At 72.4% G+C, this 19950-nt stretch carries 20 protein-coding genes and 1 riboswitch; of the genes, 17 read left to right on the top strand and 3 right to left on the bottom strand.

The window, feature by feature from the left end; genetic code table 11:
- Positions 1–130: 130 nt before the first annotated feature.
- Positions 131–1600, top strand: coding sequence for a glycosyltransferase family 29 protein (locus tag O7609_RS08095; protein WP_269743327.1), 1470 nt, complete (start codon positions 131–133; stop codon positions 1598–1600).
- The gene (locus O7609_RS08090) at positions 1597–3924 is read left to right on the top strand and encodes a glycosyltransferase (RefSeq protein WP_269743326.1); all 2328 of its coding nucleotides are present in this window, start codon (positions 1597–1599) and stop codon (positions 3922–3924) included. The genes O7609_RS08095 and O7609_RS08090 overlap by 4 nt, the downstream gene beginning before the upstream one ends.
- 58 nt (positions 3925–3982) lie before the next feature.
- On the opposite strand, the gene O7609_RS08085 is transcribed toward O7609_RS08090, so the two are convergent.
- Positions 3983–5092 (bottom strand): acyltransferase, encoded by a 1110-nt coding sequence (locus tag O7609_RS08085; protein ID WP_269734276.1) that lies wholly within the window; start codon positions 5090–5092, stop codon positions 3983–3985.
- 148 nt (positions 5093–5240) lie between these two features.
- Here O7609_RS08085 and O7609_RS08080 point away from each other — a divergent pair, with 148 nt between their 5' ends.
- From O7609_RS08080 to O7609_RS24595, 3 genes are all read left to right on the top strand, one after another.
- On the top strand, positions 5241–5393 hold the full coding sequence (locus tag O7609_RS08080) for a hypothetical protein (RefSeq protein WP_269743325.1): 153 nt from the start codon (positions 5241–5243) through the stop codon (positions 5391–5393).
- A gap of 176 nt (positions 5394–5569) precedes the next feature.
- Positions 5570–6727 carry an acyltransferase family protein gene (locus O7609_RS08075; protein WP_269734274.1) on the top strand — a complete coding sequence of 386 codons (1158 nt, stop codon included), beginning with the start codon at positions 5570–5572 and terminating at the stop codon, positions 6725–6727.
- 118 nt (positions 6728–6845) lie between these two features.
- Entirely contained in the window at positions 6846–7280 is a 435-nt protein-coding gene (locus tag O7609_RS24595) for a DUF6879 family protein (protein WP_332330040.1), read from the top strand.
- A gap of 37 nt (positions 7281–7317) precedes the next feature.
- Here the strand turns inward: O7609_RS24595 and O7609_RS08070 are convergent, their stop codons facing one another.
- Complete coding sequence (locus O7609_RS08070; RefSeq protein WP_269734273.1) at positions 7318–7788, bottom strand: GNAT family N-acetyltransferase; 471 nt, start codon at positions 7786–7788, stop codon at positions 7318–7320.
- A 52-nt stretch (positions 7789–7840) separates the two neighbouring features.
- Positions 7841–8050 (bottom strand): DUF397 domain-containing protein, encoded by a 210-nt coding sequence (locus O7609_RS08065; protein WP_269743324.1) that lies wholly within the window; start codon positions 8048–8050, stop codon positions 7841–7843.
- Between the two features lie 518 nt (positions 8051–8568).
- Between O7609_RS08065 and O7609_RS08055 the strand changes: the two genes are divergently transcribed.
- The 12 genes from O7609_RS08055 to O7609_RS08000 all read left to right on the top strand — a co-directional run bounded on the left by O7609_RS08055 (position 8569) and on the right by O7609_RS08000 (position 19883).
- Positions 8569–9465, top strand: coding sequence for a helix-turn-helix domain-containing protein (locus O7609_RS08055; protein ID WP_269743323.1), 897 nt, complete (start codon positions 8569–8571; stop codon positions 9463–9465).
- 251 nt (positions 9466–9716) lie between these two features.
- Positions 9717–9932 (top strand): EF-hand domain-containing protein, encoded by a 216-nt coding sequence (locus tag O7609_RS08050; RefSeq protein ID WP_269734270.1) that lies wholly within the window; start codon positions 9717–9719, stop codon positions 9930–9932.
- 135 nt (positions 9933–10067) lie between these two features.
- Positions 10068–10709 (top strand): SurA N-terminal domain-containing protein, encoded by a 642-nt coding sequence (locus tag O7609_RS08045; RefSeq protein WP_269743322.1) that lies wholly within the window; start codon positions 10068–10070, stop codon positions 10707–10709.
- Between the two features lie 43 nt (positions 10710–10752).
- Entirely contained in the window at positions 10753–11829 is a 1077-nt protein-coding gene (locus O7609_RS08040) for a nucleoside triphosphate pyrophosphohydrolase (RefSeq protein ID WP_269744326.1), read from the top strand.
- A 57-nt stretch (positions 11830–11886) separates the two neighbouring features.
- Positions 11887–12273: a DUF6479 family protein gene (locus tag O7609_RS08035; RefSeq protein WP_269734268.1), complete on the top strand. Its 387-nt coding sequence runs from the start codon at positions 11887–11889 to the stop codon at positions 12271–12273.
- A gap of 225 nt (positions 12274–12498) precedes the next feature.
- Positions 12499–13743 (top strand): cytochrome P450 family protein, encoded by a 1245-nt coding sequence (locus O7609_RS08030; RefSeq protein WP_269737064.1) that lies wholly within the window; start codon positions 12499–12501, stop codon positions 13741–13743.
- A gap of 114 nt (positions 13744–13857) precedes the next feature.
- Positions 13858–14919: a transglycosylase family protein gene (locus O7609_RS08025; protein ID WP_269743321.1), complete on the top strand. Its 1062-nt coding sequence runs from the start codon at positions 13858–13860 to the stop codon at positions 14917–14919.
- A gap of 264 nt (positions 14920–15183) precedes the next feature.
- Positions 15184–15339: riboswitch (cyclic di-AMP (ydaO/yuaA leader) on the top strand.
- 6 nt (positions 15340–15345) lie between these two features.
- Positions 15346–16035 (top strand): LysM peptidoglycan-binding domain-containing protein, encoded by a 690-nt coding sequence (locus O7609_RS08020; RefSeq protein ID WP_269743320.1) that lies wholly within the window; start codon positions 15346–15348, stop codon positions 16033–16035.
- A gap of 378 nt (positions 16036–16413) precedes the next feature.
- Positions 16414–17694 carry a phosphopyruvate hydratase gene (gene eno, locus O7609_RS08015; RefSeq protein ID WP_269737063.1) on the top strand — a complete coding sequence of 427 codons (1281 nt, stop codon included), beginning with the start codon at positions 16414–16416 and terminating at the stop codon, positions 17692–17694.
- 115 nt (positions 17695–17809) lie between these two features.
- The gene (locus O7609_RS08010; protein WP_269734265.1) at positions 17810–18310 is read left to right on the top strand and encodes an FtsB family cell division protein; all 501 of its coding nucleotides are present in this window, start codon (positions 17810–17812) and stop codon (positions 18308–18310) included.
- A 62-nt stretch (positions 18311–18372) separates the two neighbouring features.
- On the top strand, positions 18373–18930 hold the full coding sequence (locus O7609_RS08005) for a DUF501 domain-containing protein (protein WP_269734264.1): 558 nt from the start codon (positions 18373–18375) through the stop codon (positions 18928–18930).
- On the top strand, positions 18927–19883 hold the full coding sequence (locus O7609_RS08000; RefSeq protein WP_269734263.1) for a Ppx/GppA phosphatase family protein: 957 nt from the start codon (positions 18927–18929) through the stop codon (positions 19881–19883). Before O7609_RS08005 ends, O7609_RS08000 begins: the two co-directional genes overlap by 4 nt.
- The last annotated feature ends 67 nt before the right edge of the window (positions 19884–19950 follow it).

The following is a 19950-nucleotide window of genomic DNA, read 5'->3' as shown; positions in this document are numbered from 1 at the left end:
TGGACACCGGGCGAATCGGCTGTGCCGTTCGTCGTCGAGACGGTCGTCGTTCATCGCCGGTACACCCGGCCTCCGTACGGTGCTTCCGTAACGCCCTGTGAATCCGGGCGTACTTGAGGCTTGGAGCATCATGAAACGGGTCCGTACCGGATGGTTGGAGCGCCGCCTGGACCGGCGATCCGCTCCGGCACCGAACACCGAGGTCCCCGTCCGCCCGACGACTCTCGACCAGAGCATCGAGGCGTGTGCGGCACACAGCGGGAAGCTCGTGTACAACCGCGACCGCAAGCGTGCCGAACTGGGAGAGGCGCTGCGGCAGCTCCTGGTCGTCCATGCCCGCACGGCGGTCGGCTCGGCGAGCGGTGCGGGGCGTGGCTCCGGCTGGGCCAAGGAGTCCCCTGAGCTCCTTGACGCCCTGCTGGAGGCCGGTAACAAGGCGCTGTACTGCTGGTCCGTCGCGGAGCTGGAACTCGCGCTGTCCATCACCGACGCCGTGCTGACCGAGCGGCCCAACTCCCGTGCGGGATGGCGGCTGCGGGCCCGGGTACTGGAGGAGCTGGGTGAGGACTCGGGTGCGGCCGAGGCGCACGAGCGCTACGTCGCGCTCTGCCGTGACGACGACCTGGGCATCGCGGCGCGGGTGACGGGGTTGCGGCAGAGCACCACCCGGCTGGCAGAGCTCCTGGACCTGCTGCGGGAGGAGTTCCCGAAGGCTTCCGGCTTCGTCGGCGGGGAGCCGGCGGAGCTGTGGGCCGAGGGCCTCGCGATGGACGAGCGGGGGGAGTGGCCGCAGGCCGCCCCGCGTCTGGTGGCCGCCCTGAGCACGATGCACGAGCAGGGCACGTCGAGCATCGACATGGGCGAGGCGCTCGCCGGCTTCATGGATCGCCACACCACGCGTCGCCCCGACGGCGTGATCGGCAGCGCCGTCGTGCTCCGCGCGTACGCGGACCACGTACGCCTGCGCTCCCAGGGGCCGGTCGCGGACTGGGACGGGGGAGCGTCGATCATCACCGTCGGGGACTTCCGGAATCTCGTCGCGGGCAAGAGCATCTGCCTCGTGGCCAACTCCCAGCGCGTCGGATCGAGCTCCATGGGCAAGGAGATCGACTCCTACGACCTCGTCGTCCGCTTCAACTCCTTCCGCATCGACGCGCCCGCCACCGGCTCGCGCACCGACATCCACGCCACGATCCACAAGCACGGATTCAACTGGGGCGAGAAGGTGCAGACCCGCCTTGTCTTCGGCGGTCTGGAAGAGCAATGGAAGCAGTCCATCCGCCAGCGCCTGGTGCCCGGAGCGCAGCGTTATCTGAACGACGCTTCGCTGCGCTGGCCTGTGCGCAACCTCGGGAGAGTCTCCGAGGAGGAGTGGCCCTCCATCCCCACCAGCGGCTTCAACATGCTGTGGCTGCTCGATTTCCTCGACGTCAATCCGACGATCGACCTGATCGGATTCGACTTCTACGACTCCGGCGCCTATCGGCTCCCGGGCGCGATGAAGCTCCCCATCACCTCCGTTCACGAGTACCTGAGTGAGAAGGCGTGGGTCATGGACCGGGCCACCAGCCGTACCGAGATGAGGATTTCGCTCCGATGACCGCGCCAACCCCGGCGGCCGGCGCCGCAGCCCCCAACCTGACCGGCAAACGCCGCGTGGCGTTCGCGTCGTACGTCGAGGAGAACTACCTGCCCGGCTTTCTCGCACTGCTGCGCAGCCTGGCCCTGTCGAACCCGGGCGTCTGCGAGGATTTCGTCGTCCTCTACGACGACCTGCGCCCCTCGTCCGTCGCGGCAATCCGCCGTCTGCACCCGCGCATCGTGCTGCGGCGCGTCGACGACACGCGCTACGAGGACTTCGTCAAGGGTGACCCCGAGAACTACCTGATCCGTAAGGCGTACTTCATCCTCGACGTCTTCCGGATCCGCGACTACGACACGGTCATCACCCTGGACACCGACATGGTGGTCCTCGGAGACATCAGCGAGCTGCTGACACTGCGCCACGGACTCGCCGCCGTTCCCCAGTTCTTCCACGGTCAGCACAAGCTCAACAGCGGCCTGCTCGTCATCCAGCGCGAGTACCTCACCGACGCGTTCTGCGCCCGGCTGGACGAGACCGGCCGTTCCGGCCGGTACGAGCTGGACAAGCACGACCAGGGCATCCTCAACGCCGTCCTGGACGGGGACTTCGTCCGGCTCGACCCCCGTTTCAACTTCGTCAAACGCAGACTCTCAGGCGACAGGCCGGTACCCGACGACGTAGCCGTCCTTCACTTCACCGGCCGCCACAAGCCCTGGAACGGCGGAGAGGAGGGGTACACGCTCGCCGAGGAGGCCTGGCAGCGCCACACCATGAGCGAGAGCGCGCTGGCCGCCGCCTACATGTCCCAGCCCGGGACCAAGCATCCGGATCTCCTCCTGCACTTCGGCCGCCAGCACGTCGAGCGCACCGGCGATGTCGCCGCCGCCCGACAGGTGGCGTCCGCGTGCGTCGCGACCGGGCGCTACCAGGAGGCGGTGGACATCCTCGGAGGGATCACCCTCCCGGCCCGTGCCGCCTGGCCGCACGAGGTGCTCGGTACCGCGCTCATGGCACTCTCCCGGTACGAGGAGGCCGAGGCCCACCTCCTGCTGGCCACCGCCGGGCCCAAGAACGCCGCCAGGTCGTACGGACGGCTCGCCCAGCTCGCCTGGACCCTGAACGACGACGCCGCCGCACACCGGCACGCCGCCGCGGGTCTCGCCGTGGAACCGGTCAGCCGCATGTGCCGCATCCTGCACGAACGCACCCGCCCCGACACGGGTGCCGACGAGCCCGCGGCCGAGCCCTCGGGCCGGCTCTCGCACGTCGCCTTCTACATGGACCGGCAGGGCAACGCGGGCGACAAGCTGCTCCCGGAGTCCGTCCGGCTCTGCTTCGACGGTGACACCGGACCCGCGCGCTGGCACTCCCAGCACGCCCACCGGTTCTTCGACGAGGCCGCCCTCGACCGCGTCAACGCCGGCCGCGGCCTGGTCGTCGGCGGTGGCGGGCTGTTCATCCCGGACACCGCTCCCAACGGCAACAGCGCCTGGCAGTGGAACGTCCCCGACCGCAACCTGGAGCGGATCACCGTACCGCTGGCCGTCTTCGCCGTCGGCTACAACGCCTTCGACGGACAGTCCTATCGCCGGGAGCGCTTCACCGAGAGCCTGCGCCTCCTGGTGGAGAAGTCGGCCTTCTTCGGGCTGCGCAACAGCGGCTCCGTGCAGAGGGTGCGCGACCTGCTCCCGGCCGGGCTGCGCGACCGGGTGCTCTACCAGCCCTGCCCGACGACCGTCACCCGGCAGCTCGTCCCCGACTGGCAGGACCCGGCCGGCCGGGCCGACACCATCCTGCTCAACTGCGCCTACGACCGCGCCGGACTCCGCTTCGGCCACGACTACGGCCACTTCCTGGACGAGATGGCCAAGGCCGTCCGGGCCCTGGGCGAGCACGCCGAGGTCCGCTGCGTCGCCCACGCGCTGGAAGACGAGCGCATAGCCTTCGACCTGCGCCGCGAGCACGGCATCTCGCTGCCCGTCGTCCCCATGTACGACTGGGACGGCGACGCGATCCGCGCCGAGTACGCCCGCACCAGGCTCGTGATCGGCATGCGCGGCCACGCCGGCATGATCCCGTTCGGCTGCGGCACGCCGATCATCAGCCTCGTCTCGCACCCGAAGATGGCGTACTTCCTCGCCGACATCGAGCGCCCCGAGTGGGGCGTCTCCGTCCACGAGCGTGACCTCGGCGCCCTGCTCACCGAGCGCGCTCTCGGCATCCTCGACGACCACGCCACCGTCGTCGCCGACGTCCACGGGCGCCAGGACCTCCTGTGGAAGGTCACCCAGGACAACATGGCCGAGCTGCGCAAGACGTTCGGGGAGGCGCCGGCATAACGCGTCACGCGCAGGAAGGGGGGGACCGCACGCCGGTCCCCCCCTTCCGTCTGCTTCCTCAGCCGAGGAGGCGGCGGAGGCCGAGGCGTTCCCACAGGAGGCTGGAGCCGTAGGAGAGGGTGATCACGACGGTGAGCATGCCGAGGAGGGTGAGGGTGGCCGTGGGGGCGCTCATGTCGGCGGAGACGAGTGGCCGTACGAGTTCCTCGACGAAGAGGACGTGGATCATGTAGGCGCCCATGGCCGCGTTGGCGCCCCGTCGTATCAGCGGGCGCAGCCGCTCGGGCACGTTCCTCCGGCTGACGAGGAGCAGCACGCAGGCGGTCATGGTGCCGACGAAGAGGTGGGCGTTGGGGATCACGTAGTGGACCTGTGTGTGGTACCAGAGGACCCCGGCCATGGCCACGGGCAACAGGGCGGCGAAGGGCCACCGCCGACCGCGCAGGGCCGAGCCCGGAAGCGCCAGCAGCAGAGCGCCACCGATCGCGTACACGATCGAGTAGGTGCCGAAGCCCCAGCCCATACGCGGCACGGCCCAGCCGGTGACCTCGGAGACGGTGGACAGGGCGGTGGGCCCTGTCGCGATCGCGAGGAGCGCCAGACCCAGCTTCCACGGCCGTCGGCCGTCCTTGACCAGCACGGCGAACGCCAGCACCGCGACGACCGGCAGATAGACGTAGAGGAACCACAGGTGGTAGGCGGGCTGGACGGACGCGAACAGCCCGTCCACCGCCAGCTCGATCATGGGTTGCTCGTTGCGGTCCCTCAGCCAGGCCCAGGTGAGGTAGATCCCGGTCCAGACGAACAGCGGCACACCGGTGCGGATGATGCGTGTCCACATCCGGTGTTCATCTCGCGGCACCGCGCCCACCAGCACACCCCAGCCCGCGATGGCGAAGAAGACCGGCACCGCGAAGGCGTTGACGGCTTCGAAGACGTGGCCGGTCCAGTAGGCACCGGACCCGTTCCCCCTCTCGCCGTCGACCGCGTGGATGAACGTGGCCGAGACGTGCCCGAGTATCACCGTGCAGGAAGCCAGCAGCCGCAGCACGTCGACGTCGAAGCGGTGCCCGGCTGCCTTCGGTTCGGTCGCGGGGGGACGGATGCGAGCTGATTCCGTCGCGCCGACGGAATTGCCGGTGCCGGGGGAGAGGGGTCTGAGTGCCATGGTGGTGTGCTGGTCCTCAAAGGGTGTCGGCGAGTGGAATGGAGACTCTCCGACCATTAGCTCTCCCCCCGGAACGCCGTGGGCCGCCCGGGTGACACAAGAGTGAACGACGGATGTGGGCAGGATTCGTTCCGTTGTCGTCCCGTGGGTGCCCGACCTCAACCAGTCGCTCGACGCCGGCGACCTCAAGCCCGGTCAGCGGCTCAAGACCGGCCCCGGCACCTCCGTCCAGCCCACCGCCACCCGGTGTCGTCATCGTCCGCTTCCTTTCGTCGCCGACGACGCTCGAAGCTCCATGTGACTTCACGTCAAGGCGTTGGCCGTGGGGTGGGCGGGGGCATCCGATGTACGCCTGTCGTTCACCCGGTGGACGGGCGTGTGCCACCTGGCTTGTCGGGACGGTCGGCAGAGTGCATCGGTCGGCTCCGGTGCCGATAGCCCGTTGCCGCCCGAGGAGCCTGGAGGCCCCTGCCCGCCATGACGACGCTGCCGAGACCGACGACCGCCGCTCCGGCCGCTGACCGGGCGCGCGACCCGTGGTGGGACAACGCGCGGTTCGTCGCGGCGACGTTGATCGTCGTCCTGCACACGGTCGGCAGCATCATGGCGCGGCACGAGACGCTGCACGCGTACAGCCTCGGGACGTGGCCGTTCCGGGTGCCGTTGTTCGTCATGCTCGCCGGGGTGTTCAGCAGCGCGGGGCCGCTGGGGAGCGGGCGGCTGCGGGGGCTCATACAGTGCATCGCGGTGCCGGCCGGGATCTTCAGCGTCCTGTACTCGCTGGAGGTGTACGCGCTCGGGGGTGAGTTCCAGCTCCACGTCACCAAGCTGCCCTGGACCCTGTGGTTCCTGATGTCCCTGTTCTGCTGGCGGCTGCTGCTGCCGCTGGTGGTGCAGTTGCGGTACCCGCTCCTCGCCACCTCCGCCGCAGCACTCGGTGCCGGGTACGTGGGCACGCTGGGGATGGAGTTCTCGGCGAGCCGGACGGTGGTCTACCTGCCGTTGTTCCACCTCGGCTGGCGCATCGGGCAGGGGGCGCTGCGGGAGTGGTTCACCGCGCGCTGGAGTCTGCCCGTCGCGCTGTGCGGGGTGTTGGCCTCGGGCGTCGTCGGGCTGATGTGGCACCGGGAGATCAAGGGGTCCTGGCTGTCGATGCGGCACGTCTACACCGGGGACACGCTGCCGCTGGAGTGGGCCTGGCTGATCCGGCTGGCCATGCTGGCGGCCGCGGCGGCGCTCGTGCTGTGCATGCTGCGGCTCACGCCGCGCCGCAAGCTGCCGTTCGTCTCCACGCTGGGCTCGGCCGGGTTCACGATCTACCTGCTGCACCCGCTCGTCATCCTGCCCTTCCGGGAGAAGGGGTTCATCGAGCGGGTCAACACGCCGTTGGAGCAGGTGGGCCTGGTGCTGTGCGCGGTGGCGCTGGCGGCCGTTCTGGGGTCGCCTCCGGTGCGGCGGCTGGCCCGGCCGCTCACGCGTCCCCCGATCGGCCGCCTCTTCGCCCCGCTGCCGGACACGACCGGTGGCCCCACATCTGCTGCTGTCCGAGCGCCGCGAATCCCAGCCCCGGGCGCTCCTGTCGGAGCGCCCTCCCGGCAGGGAGCGGCGTTGGAGGCGATGCGGAGGCGGGGTTGACGCCTGCGCGTCACGGCGTGAAGTTTGCGTGAGGAGTGCCTGCGTGCGGGGTCGATCCCCGAGTCTGAGGACGTCGTGCGGCTGCCCGCACGCATGGCGGAGGCACTGAGGAGGGCGTGTGACGTCGCGGCCGGTCCCGCCGTTCGCTGAACCGCTGGCCTCCTGCGTGCACTCAGCGGTACACCTGGAGACGTGGGACGTCTACGCGATCGCGGACGAGGACGCGGGCTTCCTCGCATGGCGTCGTGGTGAGGACCCGCACGGCGTGCCGGGGGACGTCTGGTGGTCGTCGTTCCACGACGCCATCGCCCAGGCCGTTGGCAGGGGCGTCGTCGTGCGCCGGGCCCGCGTGGTGTCCGAGCCGCACTCGGAGTACATCCGGCACGCCACTTCCCGAAACCTCCGGAGGCTTGCCCGTCGCTCTTCATCTGAAGCATGCGTACGGGTGCCTGGAGCGTTGGTCGGACGCATACGTCGGCTACTACACGGCGTCTGGCCAGATGGCCGTACGGACGCTGCTGACATGCCCGCGAGCCGGAGTGACGTGCCCTGAGCCACCTGTGTGCGGGGACGCCTGAGAGAAGCGAGGGTCAGGTCAGGTCCAGCTCGCCTACGGTCTGGCCGCCGCTGGTCTCGCCGGTGGGGCGGAAGCCGAGGCGGAGGTAGAACTTCTCGGGGCCGTCCTCGCCCGGGTGCCAGGTGACGGTCAGCCGGTTGCCGCCGCGGCGGCGGATCTCGGCGGCCACGGCCTCGACCGCGAAGCGGCCGTAGCCCCGGCCCTGTTCCCCGGCGGCGATGTTGAGGCGCCAGAGGCCTGAGCGGAGGTCGGTGCGGGTGCCGTCGTCCTTCCAGTCGACGTCGAAGAAGCCCATGAGGAAGCCGACGGGACGGTCTCCGTCGAGGATGAGGCGCGGCCAGGCTATGTCGGGGTGGACGTACGCCTCGGCCAGGGACTTCGCGACGGGCTCGACCAGGTGTTCCTGGTCCGGGCGCACGCGCAGGTCGGTCGCGGCGTCGAGGTTGGCCGCGGTGATCTTCTCCAGGCGGAGTGTGCTGGTCATGACGGCACCCTACGGCGCGGAGACGGGAGCCTCCGCGCCGAGGAGTGCGACGTCAGGCCGCTGAGGTGTAGCTCGCGAAGGCGGCCCAGGCCGTGGGGCCGAGCGCGAGCCGGGGGCTGTCGTCGGTGCACTTCGAGTCGCGGACGTGGACGGTTCCGGGAGTGGCGGCGACCTCGACGCAGGCAGGACCGTCGTTGCTGCTGTAGCTGCTCTTGACCCACTCCAGGGTGGTGCCGTCTTCGGACGAGAGCGTGAGCGTCATGCGCTGTATCCCAGCTCCGCGCCGAACTCGGCCTGCGTGAGGCCGGACGCCTCGCGCCAGAGCTTGAGTTGTCGGCAGACGGCCTTGATGACGGCGGTGGACTCGTCGTCGCCGAGGTCCCAGCCGGGTCGGCTTCGTGACGCTCAGCGTAGGCGGAGGCGGTCACTCTGGGTGAGGGAGCGGAGAAATCGAGCCGAACACCGGATCGTGGGTTCCCGCGTCCCGGTGGGCCAGGGCATGGCGGGGCCCGACGTCACCCACCCAAGTACGGGAGGAAAGGAGTGACCAAAACCCGACCCCACCCCGGTAACCCGGACGGGTGGTTGTGCCCAAGCGGTCTGGACATGCAGTGAGTTGTCCGGCATAGGCTCCCGGCATAACCGACCACATGCGACGGCCCCCGCCGGGACTGGCATCCCGGACGAGGGCCTGACCAACGAGGAAGAAAGGCCCTTCCCGTGGCTGAGACGCAGCCTAGCGCGCTCGAGCGCGCGGAATCCGGTGATCCATGCCGGGGCGTGACGCACGAACGGGTGCGGCACACCGAGTGCTTCACCGTGGTGGGCAACCACCTCGCCCAGCACCGCCGGTTGAGCCTGAAGGCGATCGGCCTGGCCGTGCACATCCAGTCGCTCCCGGACGGCGCGCGGGTGGACATCAAGACCCTCGCCGCGCAGTTCCCCGAGGGCGAGGTGAGTATCGCCGCCGCGCTGCGGGAGTTGGAGGCCCACGGGTACCTGACGCGCAGGCGCCGGCGGTTGCCCGGCGGGCGCATCGTCACGCAGACGACGTGCCACCACCGGCCGGCCGGTGCCGTCGCCGGGCGGCCCGGTGCCTGCCGGCCGCAGGCGAGGGCGCGGGTGGGGGCTGGGCGGCGGCACCCTGACGGCCCGTCACCGGCCCCGGCACACGAGGCCCCGCCGCCCCCGCCGGAGGCCCCGCCGCCCCCGCCGGAGGCCCGGGCGCTCCTGCCCGAGGCCCCGCCGCCCGCCCCGAGGCGGACGGCGCCGCCGCTGCCGGAGCCGAGGCGCCCGGAGTCGGCGCCGTACGGGGCGGCGCGAGGGTTCCTCGTCCGGCTGCGGCGCAGCGACACCCGGCTGCTGCTGTCCGAGGGGGACGTGCGGCGGCTCACCCCGGCCGTGGCGGCCTGGTTCGAGCGCGGCGCGAGCCCGGAGGCGCTGCGGAACGCGCTCACCGCGAACCTGCCGGAGCCGCTCACCCGCCCGGCCGGGCTGATCGGCTACCGGTTGACCGCGCTCCTGCCGCCCGCGTCGGCCCCGGCGGCGCAGCCCCCGCCGCCCCGCCCGCCCGATCCGTTCCAGGAGTGCGACACCTGCCCCCGCGTATTCCGCGCCCCCAGGCCGGGAGGCTCCTGCCCCGTGTGTCGCGCGGCGCGTGACGTCGAGCGGTGTTGACGGGTACGGCTGCGCACGGGGGCCGATCCGTCCGACGACGCTTCGCGGGCCGTCCCCGGTCCAGGCCGACGGCGAACCGGCCCTCGTGGCACGGGGAGGCTGAACCACCGCGACGTCACGGAGGGAAACCTCGCTTCCAGCACGGCCCTTGGCCACCCATCCTTGCAACCGCCCGCCGGGTCAACATCGTTACTGTAGGGGGCGCGTCCGCTGGGGGCGCGGACAGACTTCGAGGTGAAGGGGGTGCGGGCGTGGCGAGCATGGAGGATGCGCGGGCTTCGTTCGACCGGTTCGACGCGGACAAGGACGGTCTGGTGACCGCCGAGGAGTTCAAGCGGGCCATGGCGGAGATGGGCGACCCGTTCGTCACCGGTCCGGTGGCGGAGGCGGTCATAGCGGCGAAGGACGCCAACGGGGACGGGAAGCTGTCCTTCGAGGAGTACTGGGAGGCCCTGCGCAAGGCGTGACGCGCGGGCGGGAGCCCTTCTGGCGGGGCCCGGCGAGACGGGCGTGGCGAAACGGTGGTGGATCGGGGGGTTGACTCCTTACGATCACCAGGCAGGACGAAACGCCGTCGTTTCCGGCCCAGCCAGGAGGCCCCCATGCATCGCCGTAGGTCCGCGCTTCCCCTCTCCGCCGCAGCGCTGCTGCTGGGCGGGGTCCCGCTGCTGACGGGCTGCGGCGGAGAGACGCATCCGGGTGCGGCGGCCGTCGTGGACGGGGACCGGATCGAGGTGTCCTCGGTCCAGGCGCGGGCGGAGGCGGTGCGGGACGCCCAGCGCTCGGATCCGAACGGCGGGCAGCTCATCCAGCAGACGGGCCCGCTGCCGCGCTACACGCTGAACTACATGCTCCGGGAGCGCGTGGTCGAGGAGTCGGCGCGCCGCCACGGGGTGGAGATCACGCGGCGCGACGTGCAGGAGCACCGGGCCGCGCAGGAGAAGCAGCGCGGCGGCCCGAAGGGGCTGGAGGCGTTCATGATCCAGCAGTCGATCGCGCCGGAGCACATCGACGACGCCCTGCGCATGCAGCTGCTGATCGACGGGATCGCCAAGGCCATCGGCGTCGGCCCGCGGACGCCGAACGCCGACGACGTGATGAACCGGGAGTTCGTCGAGACGGCGCGGTCCCTCGACATCGACGTCAATCCCCGCTACGGCGAGTGGGACGTCGACCTCGTGTCGCTCATCGGTGGGACGGAGCCGTGGATCAACCCCGCCCGGACGCCGCAGGAACCGGCCTGACCGGGCGCGTTACATTCGACGGGTGACGTCCCGCGAAGAGGCCATAACCCCCGAAGAGACCCCCGCGACCCCTGCGGCGACCGGCGACGAGAGCCGGGACACCGGGCGTGTCGTACTGCTCACCACCAGTCACCGGGTGGCGCCCGGGCTGCTGTCCTGGCCCGCCTGGCAGGCGCTGCGCAGCGCCGACCGGGTGGTGTGCTCCGACGCCGGGCACCCGCAGCTGCCGTACCTGCGCGAGGCGGGGGTCGCGGTGGAGGAGGCCGGGCCGACGGCCCGGGAGCTGGTGACGGAGTGCGCGGGCGGCCGGACGGTCGTCGTGGTGGCCGGTGCGGAGGGTGAGCCCCGGCTGACCGACGGGCTGGCCCGTCTCGCGGGCGGCGGCCGGGAGGCCATGCCGGACCTGGAGCTGCTGCCGGGCTCGTACGACCTGCCCGGCGCCCGGCTGCTGGATCTGGTCGAGGTCATGGACCAGATCCGGGAGGTGTGCCCGTGGACGGGCCCGCGCACCCACGAGGACCTGGTCAAGTACGGCATCGAGGAGGCGTACGAGCTCGTCGAGGCCATCGAGACGGGGGACCGGGAGGAGCTGCGCGAGGAGCTGGGCGACGTCCTGCTCCAGGTGGTCTTCCACGCCCGGATCGCGCAGGACGACCCGGACGAGCCGTTCTCGATCGACGACGTGGCGGCCGGGATCGTGGCGAAGCTGGTCCACCGGCACCCCCACGTGTTCGGCGAGGAGACGGCGGAGACGGCGGAGGACGTCAAGGAGCACTGGCGGCGGACGAAGGCCGTGGAGAAGCGCCGGACGTCGGTGACCGAGGGCGTGCCGCTGGGGCAGCCGGCGCTGGCGCTGGCCGCGAAGCTGGCGGGCCGGGCCCGTACGGCGGGGCTCGACGTGCCCGCGGCGGGCGTGGGCGTCGGCTACGAGCTGCTGGGGCTGGCCGTGCGGGCCGAGGCGGAGGGCGTCGACCCGGAGACGGCGCTGCGGGCGGCGGCCCGCGCGTACCGGGACGCGATCATCGCGCAGGAGCAGCGTTCGGCGGCCGCGCAGACGGCGACCGGGAAGGCGACCGGGACGGCGGAGACGGCGACGGGGGCGGACGCGTCGCCGAGCTGAGGCGGGCCCGGCCCGGCGGGGCTGCGTAAGGTGCGGCCTCCGGGGTACTCGGCGGCCATGAACGAGAGCCTTGCGACACGCCTGGCCGACGCCGGGCAGGCTGCGGAGGACCATCTGGTCGGTCTCGGCCCCCTGCTCATCGGCATCGTCATCACCGTCCTGCTGGTCCTCACGGTGACGGTGGGCGTCCACAAGATCCGCCGGAGCGTCGGCCGCTCCCAGCCTCCGCTCCAGCACCCGGGGCACCGGGACACCACCGGGCACGGTGCCGAGGTGACGGGGAGCACCGGGCACGAGCGGGAGCTGCGGGAGCCGGACGAGATGCCGCACGACGGCAGGCGCCGGTACCCGAACGAGATCGGGAACTGGGGCACGCACCGGGGAAAGACGGACGGGCGGCGCCGCTGGGATTTCGGCAGTCGCGGCGGCGACGTCCCGAAGTGACGCGCCCGCGCGTACCCGTGCCCGTCACGCACCGTGCGCACCCGCCCCGGCCGCGTACGGCCGGGTGGCCCGACGTCCGGCGGGACGGCGAACCCGGAGCCCCGGCTTCCTCGGGCTCGGCATGGGGAACGCCGTCCGGCCCGCACGGCGGCCCGTGGAGGGGGTGGGCGGAGGCCGGGGCGCGCGGGTTAGTTTCGCGTGGTGAACGTGAACGACCGCCCCCCGATGCCCGACCTCTTCACCCGGGAGTTCGCCGCCGACCCGTATCCGGCGTACGCCTGGCTGCGGGAGCACGCGCCCGTGCACCGCGCGGAACTGCCCAGCGGGGTCTCGGCGTGGCTGGTCACCCGGTACGAGGACGCCCGCCAGGCCCTCGCCGACCAGCGGCTCAGCAAGAACCCGGGCGCGCACAGCGAGCGGGCGCACGGCAAGGGGAAGGTCGGCATCCCCGGCGAGCGCAGCGCCAACCTGATGACGCACCTCCTGAACATCGACCCGCCGGACCACACCCGGCTGCGCCGTCTCGTCTCGCGCGCCTTCACCCCGCGGCGCGTGGCCGCGTTCGCGCCGCGCGTGCAGGAGTTGACGGACGGCCTCATCGACGGCTTCGCGGCCCGCGGCAGCGCCGACCTCATCCACGAGTTCGCCTTCCCGCTGCCGATCTACGCCATCTGCGACCTGCTCGGCGTCCCGGCCGAGGACCAGGACGACTTCCGGGACTGGGCGGGCATGATGCTCCGCCACGGCGGGGGGCCGCGCGGCGGCGTGGGGCGCGCGGTGAAGAAGATGCGCGGCTACCTGGCCGAGCTGATCCACCGCAAGCGCGACGACCTCGGGGACGACCTGATCTCCGGGCTCATCCGCGCCAGCGACCACGGTGAGCACCTCACCGAGAACGAGGCCGCCGCGATGGCCTTCATCCTCCTGTTCGCCGGGTTCGAGACGACGGTCAACCTCATCGGCAACGGCACGTACGCGCTCCTGCGCCACCCGGAGCAGCGCCGTCGGCTCCAGGACGCCCTGGCCGCGGGGGACACGGCGCTGCTGGAGACCGGCGTCGAGGAACTGCTGCGCTACGACGGCCCGGTGGAGCTGGCCACCTGGCGGTTCGCGACCGAGCCGCTGACGCTGGGCGGGCAGCGCGTCGAGACGGGCGACCCCGTGCTGGTGGTGCTCGCGGCGGCCGACCGGGACCCGGCGAAGTTCCCGCACCCGGACATGCTCGACCTCGCCCGCCGCGACAACCAGCACCTGGGGTACGGGCACGGCATCCACTACTGCCTGGGCGCGCCGCTGGCCCGGCTGGAGGGGCAGACGGCACTCGCCACACTGTTGCGCCGGCTCCCCGACCTGCGATGTGCCGCCGAACCGGAGGAACTGCGGTGGCGCGGCGGCCTCATCATGCGCGGTCTGCGCAGCCTGCCCGTCGAGTTCACGCCTGACGGGGGGTCAGTCGGCGACAGTCCGTGACCGTCGCGTGATCCTTGCGACACTGGGTTGTGATGGACGGGTGTTCGACGTTAGGTTTCCGCCGTCAGCGGACCCCGTCGCGGGACCGCTCGTCGTCTCAGGAGAGGTCACCGCATGCGTTCCGGGAGCGGGCGGCATCGTCGCCCTCGTCAGGCCCCTGCCGTCGTCGTCGCCGCGGGGGTGACCGGCGCGGGGATGGCCCTGCCGCTCTTCGCGGCCTCCGGCGCCCAGGCCGCCGACGGGGCCGTGTGGGACCGCGTCGCCGAGTGCGAGAGCGGCGGCGCGTGGAGCGCGAACGAGGGCAGCGGCTACTACGGCGGCTTCCAGCTCACCCAACGCACCTGGGAGCAGTACGGCGGCACCGTGCACGCCGACCGCCCGGACCTCGCCAGCCGCGGGCAGCAGATCGCCGTCGCCGAGGCGGTCCTCGCGGCGGAGGGCCCGGACGCCTGGCCCTCGTGCGCCGTGACGAGCGGCCTCACGGCCGCGGTCAACGGCGTGACCGAGACGCCCGCGCCCCAGCCGCCCCCGGCCCCCGGCGGGCCGGACGGCACGGGTGACGCCGAGCACCCGGCCGAGGGCGCGCCGGAGCCGGGCACCCCGGGGGCGACCGGGACGCCGGCGGCTCCCGACGCGGACGCGACCCCGGGTGAGCAGAAGCCGGGCTCCGGCGAGCGGTCCGACGCCGGGTCCGGCGCGCCCTCCGCCGCGGCGACCGGGCGCCCGGGGCAGACGCCGGGTCAGACGCCGCCCGAGAGGCCGAGTGAGACGCCGACCGGAGTGCCGGGCGACTCGGGCGACTCCTCCGCTCCGGACGTGGACTCCTCCACCCCGGGCGACCCGTCCGCCCCCGACGTGGACTCCTCCGCTCCGGACGTCGACTCCGACGGCGGCACGGAGGGCACCGGGCGTCATCGGGGCGACCGTGACCCGAGGGAGTCCGGCCGGGAGGCGGCGGACCGCTCCGAGCGCGGCTCCGGGCGGCATGCGGCTCCGGCGGGGCCGGCCGTCGAGTACCTCGTCGCCGCGGGGGACTCGCTGTCCGGGATCGCCGCGGAGCAGGGTCTGGACGGCGGCTGGCCCGCGTTGTACGCGGCGAACGAGTCTGTCGTCGGCGCCGACCCGGACCTGATTCTGCCCGGGCAGGAGCTTCGACTTCCGCTCGTTCAGGAGTAGTTGACGGCCCGGGAAGGAGCGGACCTCACCCGTCCGGATGCAATGTGACGATCGTCACATTCCTTTGTCGGCGTGTCCGGGTTGCGGGCCCCGGGCAAGCGTGCCGGGACCTGCGGAATCGATATGACGAGGCGTCAAGTCATCCCCTCGTGTCGGTTTCAGGGGTGTTTGATCGGATTATTGTGGTAGGTCTACGTTCGCATCGCCCACTCCCGTGGGGTCGTCGACCGTCACGCCGAATCCTGCCGACGGTCGGCGGGAACATCGTCGCGTCCGCGAACCGCAGGCAGGAGCGGGGGAACCAGGCGAGTGCCGCCCAGGCGGCTCGGGGTGAAGTCCGGCGCGGGAACGCCGCGCCGGACCGGGCGACTCACGCGTCCGAACCCGACAGCTCACCTCGCAGGCGTCCGGTGAGGAAGACCGTCCATGCTGTTCACCGACAAGGACTCCGCCAAGAGTCGTAACCGTCAGCCCGTCGTCGTCCGCCTCGCCGCCTCGCTCGCCGGATTCGCCGGCGCCGCTGTCGGCGGCCCGGTGGTGATGGCGAGCAGCGCGCAAGCCGCCTCCGTCGACACCTGGGAGAAGGTCGCCCAGTGCGAGTCGAGCGGGAACTGGCGCATCAACACGGGGAACGGGTACTACGGCGGACTCCAGTTCGCCCAGTCGAGCTGGGAGGCGGCCGGCGGACTCCGGTACGCGCCGCGGGCCGATCTGGCCACCAAGGAGCAGCAGATCGCCGTCGCCGAGCGGCTCCTGGAGATGCAGGGCCCGGGAGCCTGGGCCTGCGCCGAGGAGGGCGGCCTCACGGCCGACGCCCCGCCCGCCGACGTCGCCCCGCAGGCGCCGGGTGGGGCTGCCGCCCAGCGGCAGCCGCGCCCCCGGCCGCCGCAGCCGCAGCAGGGTCAGTCGCCGCAGTCCCAGCAGGCCGCCCCCGCGCAGCAGGATGCCAAGGGGCAGTCGGGGAAGGGCGGCACGTACGTCGTGCGCCCCGGTGACACGCTGGCCGCCATCGCCCACCGCCACGGCATGACCTGGCAGGAGCTCTACGCCCGCAACAAGGCCGTCGTCGGGGCCGACCCCGACCTGATCTTCCCCGGTCAGCGCTTGGAGGTGTGACCGGGGCGGGTCACCCTCGGGGGCTGCCCTCCGAGGGTGACCCTGGCGGTCGGGCCCGGCACGCGTCCCCTGTGCCGGGCCCGCCGCGCGCCCCGTGCCGGCCGGTGTGTACCCGGTGTGCACTCCGCGACGGCCCGCCGCGGCCCTCGCGCCGGGGCCGGCCGGGTCCCCCGCCGCGGGCCCGCCGAGCCGTCGGCGTATCCGTCCGCACAGCGAGACGACGGCATTATCTTCAGTCAATGAACAAAACCTGGTTCGCCTCTGAGCTGGGAATTCACCGCGGCGCCTCGCCCCGGACGCGGCCCGCAGGCCCACCGCGGGCCACCGGACCGCTAGGCTCCTGCCTCAGGAAGACCGACCCACACGAAGGAGAACCTCGTGCCGTCCATCGACGTCGTCGTAGCCCGCGAGATCCTCGACTCGCGAGGCAACCCCACGGTCGAGGTAGAGGTCGGCCTCGACGACAGCAGCACCGGCCGCGCGGCCGTGCCGTCCGGCGCCTCGACCGGCGCCTTCGAGGCCCTTGAGCTGCGCGACGGCGACAAGGGCCGCTACGGCGGCAAGGGCGTCGAAAAGGCGGTCCTCGCCGTCATCGAGCAGATCGGCCCCGAGCTGGTGGGCTACGACGCCACCGAGCAGCGCCTCATCGACCAGGCCATGCTCGACCTGGACGCCACCGCCGACAAGTCCTCGCTGGGCGCCAACGCCATCCTCGGCGTCTCCCTCGCCGTCGCGCACGCCGCCTCCGAGGCCTCCGACCTGCCGCTCTTCCGGTACCTCGGCGGGCCCAACGCGCACCTGCTGCCCGTGCCGATGATGAACATCCTCAACGGCGGCTCCCACGCCGACTCCAACGTGGACATCCAGGAGTTCATGATCGCGCCCATCGGCGCCGAGTCCTTCTCCGAGGCGCTGCGCTGGGGCACCGAGGTCTACCACGCGCTCAAGGCCGTCCTGAAGGAGCGCGGCCTGTCCACCGGCCTCGGCGACGAGGGCGGCTTCGCGCCCGACCTCGGCTCCAACCGCGAGGCCCTGGACCTCATCCTGGAGGCCGTCAAGGCCGCCGGCTACACGCCCGGCCGCGACATCGCGCTCGCCCTGGACGTCGCCGCCTCCGAGTTCTACAAGGACGGCGCCTACCAGTTCGAGGGCCAGTCCCGCAGCGCCGCCGACATGACCGCCTACTACGCCGAGCTCGCCGAGGCGTACCCGCTGGTCTCCATTGAGGACCCGCTGTTCGAGGACGACTGGGAGGGCTGGCAGACCATCACCGCCCAGATCGGTGAGAAGGTCCAGCTCGTCGGTGACGACCTGTTCGTCACCAACCCCGAGCGCCTGCAGCGCGGCATCGACGACAAGGCCGGCAACGCCCTGCTGGTCAAGGTCAACCAGATCGGCTCGCTGACCGAGACCCTGGACGCCGTCGAGCTGGCCCAGCGCAACGGCTTCAAGTGCATGATGTCGCACCGCTCCGGCGAGACCGAGGACGTCACCATCGCGGACCTGGCCGTCGCCACCAACTGCGGCCAGATCAAGACCGGTGCCCCGGCCCGCTCCGAGCGCGTCGCCAAGTACAACCAGCTCCTGCGCATCGAGGAGATCCTCGACGACGCCGCGGTCTACGCCGGCCGCAGCGCGTTCCCGCGCTTCAAGGGCTGACGTCTCACGGCCGGCGTCTGACGGCCGACGTCGAACGCCGCCGCGTCCCGGCCCACGGTCCCGCGTACCGTGGGCCGGGACGTACCGTTCGGACAGCGATCAGGGAGGTGGACCCTTGGGAGGTGCCCCGGAACGGGAACGGTTCTCCACCGCGACCCGGCTCAGGGCGCTGGGTGAGCAGGCCGCCGAGCGCGTCTACCGCGCGCAGAGCCGACGGCTCCGCGGCGGGCCGCGCCGCAGCCGCCTCACCGGGCGCGCCGCCCTCCTCGCACTCGTCCTGTGCTCCCTCGTCGTCGCCCTCGCCTACCCGACGCGCAGCTACGTCTCCCAGCGCTCAGACATCGCCGAGGAGCGCCGCAAGCTCAAGGAGACCGAGGAGCGCGTCGCCGAACTGCGCGAGCTCAAGGCCCGCCTCCAGGACCCGGCCTACGTCGAGCAGCTCGCCCGCGAGCACCTGCACTACGTCCGCACCGGCGAGCGCGGCTACATCGTGCGGAGCGGGACCGGCGGGGCCGACGAGACCGACGCACCGCGCCACCGCGGCGAGGACGGCGGCGCCGGCCGCGCCTGGTACACCAACCTGTTCGACGGCCTCGACCGCGCCGACGCGGGCTGAGCCCCCGCCCCTCCGCTTGCTCATCTCCCCTGACGATCCGACCCGAGAGACACACCGCCCGCATGGACACTCCGCCGCCCCCGACCGACCCCACGCCGCCCACCGACGCGGACGTCGCCGCCTTCAAGGCGCAGCTCGGCCGACCGCCGCGCGGCCTGCGGGCCATCGCCCACCGCTGCCCCTGCGGACAGCCCGACGTCGTCGAGACGGCCCCGCGGCTGGAGGACGGCACGCCGTTCCCCACGACGTACTACCTGACCTGCCCGCGGGCCGCCTCCGCCATCGGCACCCTGGAGGCGGAGGGCGTCATGAAGGAGATGACCGAACGGCTCGCCACCGACCCCGAGCTGGCCGCCGCGTACCGGGCGGCACACGAGGACTACATCGCCCGGCGCGACGCCATCGACGTCCTCGCGGGCTTCCCCAGCGCGGGCGGCATGCCCGACCGCGTCAAGTGCCTGCACGTCCTCGTCGCCCACTCGCTCGTCGCCGGCCCCGGTGTCAACCCCCTGGGCGACGAGGCCATCGCGCTGCTTCCCGAGTGGTGGCGCAAGGGCCCCTGCGTCACCACCGACGAGACCGGAACCCGGGCCGCCGACGCCGAGGAGACCGACCGATGACCCGCGTGGCCGCCGTGGACTGCGGCACGAACTCCATCCGCCTGCTCGTCGCCGACCTCGATCCGGCCACCGGCGCCTTCAAGGAGCTGGACCGCCGTATGCGGATCGTCCGGCTCGGCCAGGGCGTGGACCGCACCGGGCGCCTCGCCTCCGAGGCCCTGGAGCGCACCTTCGCCGCGTGCCGCGAGTACGCCGACGTCATCCGCTCCCTCGACGCCGCCCGCGTCCGCTTCGTCGCCACCTCCGCCTCCCGGGACGCCGAGAACCGGGACGACTTCGTCCGCGGTGTGGTGGACATCCTCGGCGTCGAGCCCGAGGTCGTCACCGGTGACCAGGAGGCCGCCTTCTCCTTCACCGGCGCGACGAAGGAGCTCACCGCCTCGGGGCTGGACACCCCGTACCTCGTCACCGACATCGGCGGCGGCTCCACCGAGCTCGTCATCGGCACCGACGAGGTGAGCGCCGCCCGCAGCGTGGACATCGGCTGCGTCCGCATGACCGAGCGCCACCTCGTCCGGGACGGCGTCGTCACCGACCCGCCCACGGCCGAGCAGGTCGCCGCCATAAGGGCCGACGTCGACGCAGCCCTCACCCTCGTCGAGGAGACCGTCCCCCTCACCTCGGCACGCACCCTGGTGGGCCTCGCCGGCTCCGTCACCACGGTCGCCGGCATCGTCCTCGGCCTGCCCGAGTACGACCCGGCCGCCATCCACCACGCCCGCGTCTCCCTCGACCAGGTCCGCGAGGTGACCGACCGTCTCGTCCACTCCACCCACGCCGAGCGCGAGGCGATCCCCGTCATGCACCCCGGCCGCGTCGACGTCATCACCGCCGGTGCCGTCATCCTCCAGGCCGTCATGGAGCGTTCCGGCGCCACCGAGGTCGTCGTCTCGGAACACGACATCCTCGACGGCATCGCGTTCAAGCTGGCAGCAGGCGGCGACGCCGACTGAGCCGGGTCGCGGTGGGGCCGGCCGCGGCCGTGCTCCGCGTCGACGAGGGCGCGCACGGAGCGACTGG

Source organism: Streptomyces sp. WMMC1477 (genome assembly GCF_027460245.1).
Taxonomy (GTDB): Bacteria; Actinomycetota; Actinomycetes; order Streptomycetales; family Streptomycetaceae; genus Streptomyces.
This window is presented reverse-complemented; position numbering and strand designations above follow the sequence as displayed.

Bases quoted from the DNA above. Each gene is read 5' to 3' on its own strand.
- O7609_RS08065 (WP_269743324.1), bottom strand. From the start codon at position 8,050: ATGACGCTCACGCTCTCGTCCGAAGACGGCACCACCCTGGAGTGGGTC.
- O7609_RS08070 (WP_269734273.1), bottom strand. From the start codon at position 7,788: ATGACCAGCACACTCCGCCTGGAGAAGATCACCGCGGCCAACCTCGAC.
- O7609_RS08035 (WP_269734268.1), top strand. From the start codon at position 11,887: ATGAACGAGAGCCTTGCGACACGCCTGGCCGACGCCGGGCAGGCTGCG.
- O7609_RS08095 (WP_269743327.1), top strand. From the start codon at position 131: ATGAAACGGGTCCGTACCGGATGGTTGGAGCGCCGCCTGGACCGGCGA.
- O7609_RS08005 (WP_269734264.1), top strand. From the start codon at position 18,373: ATGGACACTCCGCCGCCCCCGACCGACCCCACGCCGCCCACCGACGCG.
- O7609_RS08000 (WP_269734263.1), top strand. From the start codon at position 18,927: ATGACCCGCGTGGCCGCCGTGGACTGCGGCACGAACTCCATCCGCCTG.
- O7609_RS08075 (WP_269734274.1), top strand. From the start codon at position 5,570: ATGACGACGCTGCCGAGACCGACGACCGCCGCTCCGGCCGCTGACCGG.
- O7609_RS08085 (WP_269734276.1), bottom strand. From the start codon at position 5,092: ATGGCACTCAGACCCCTCTCCCCCGGCACCGGCAATTCCGTCGGCGCG.
- O7609_RS08025 (WP_269743321.1), top strand. From the start codon at position 13,858: ATGCGTTCCGGGAGCGGGCGGCATCGTCGCCCTCGTCAGGCCCCTGCC.
- O7609_RS08020 (WP_269743320.1), top strand. From the start codon at position 15,346: ATGCTGTTCACCGACAAGGACTCCGCCAAGAGTCGTAACCGTCAGCCC.
- O7609_RS08045 (WP_269743322.1), top strand. From the start codon at position 10,068: ATGCATCGCCGTAGGTCCGCGCTTCCCCTCTCCGCCGCAGCGCTGCTG.
- O7609_RS08030 (WP_269737064.1), top strand. From the start codon at position 12,499: ATGCCCGACCTCTTCACCCGGGAGTTCGCCGCCGACCCGTATCCGGCG.
- O7609_RS08090 (WP_269743326.1), top strand. From the start codon at position 1,597: ATGACCGCGCCAACCCCGGCGGCCGGCGCCGCAGCCCCCAACCTGACC.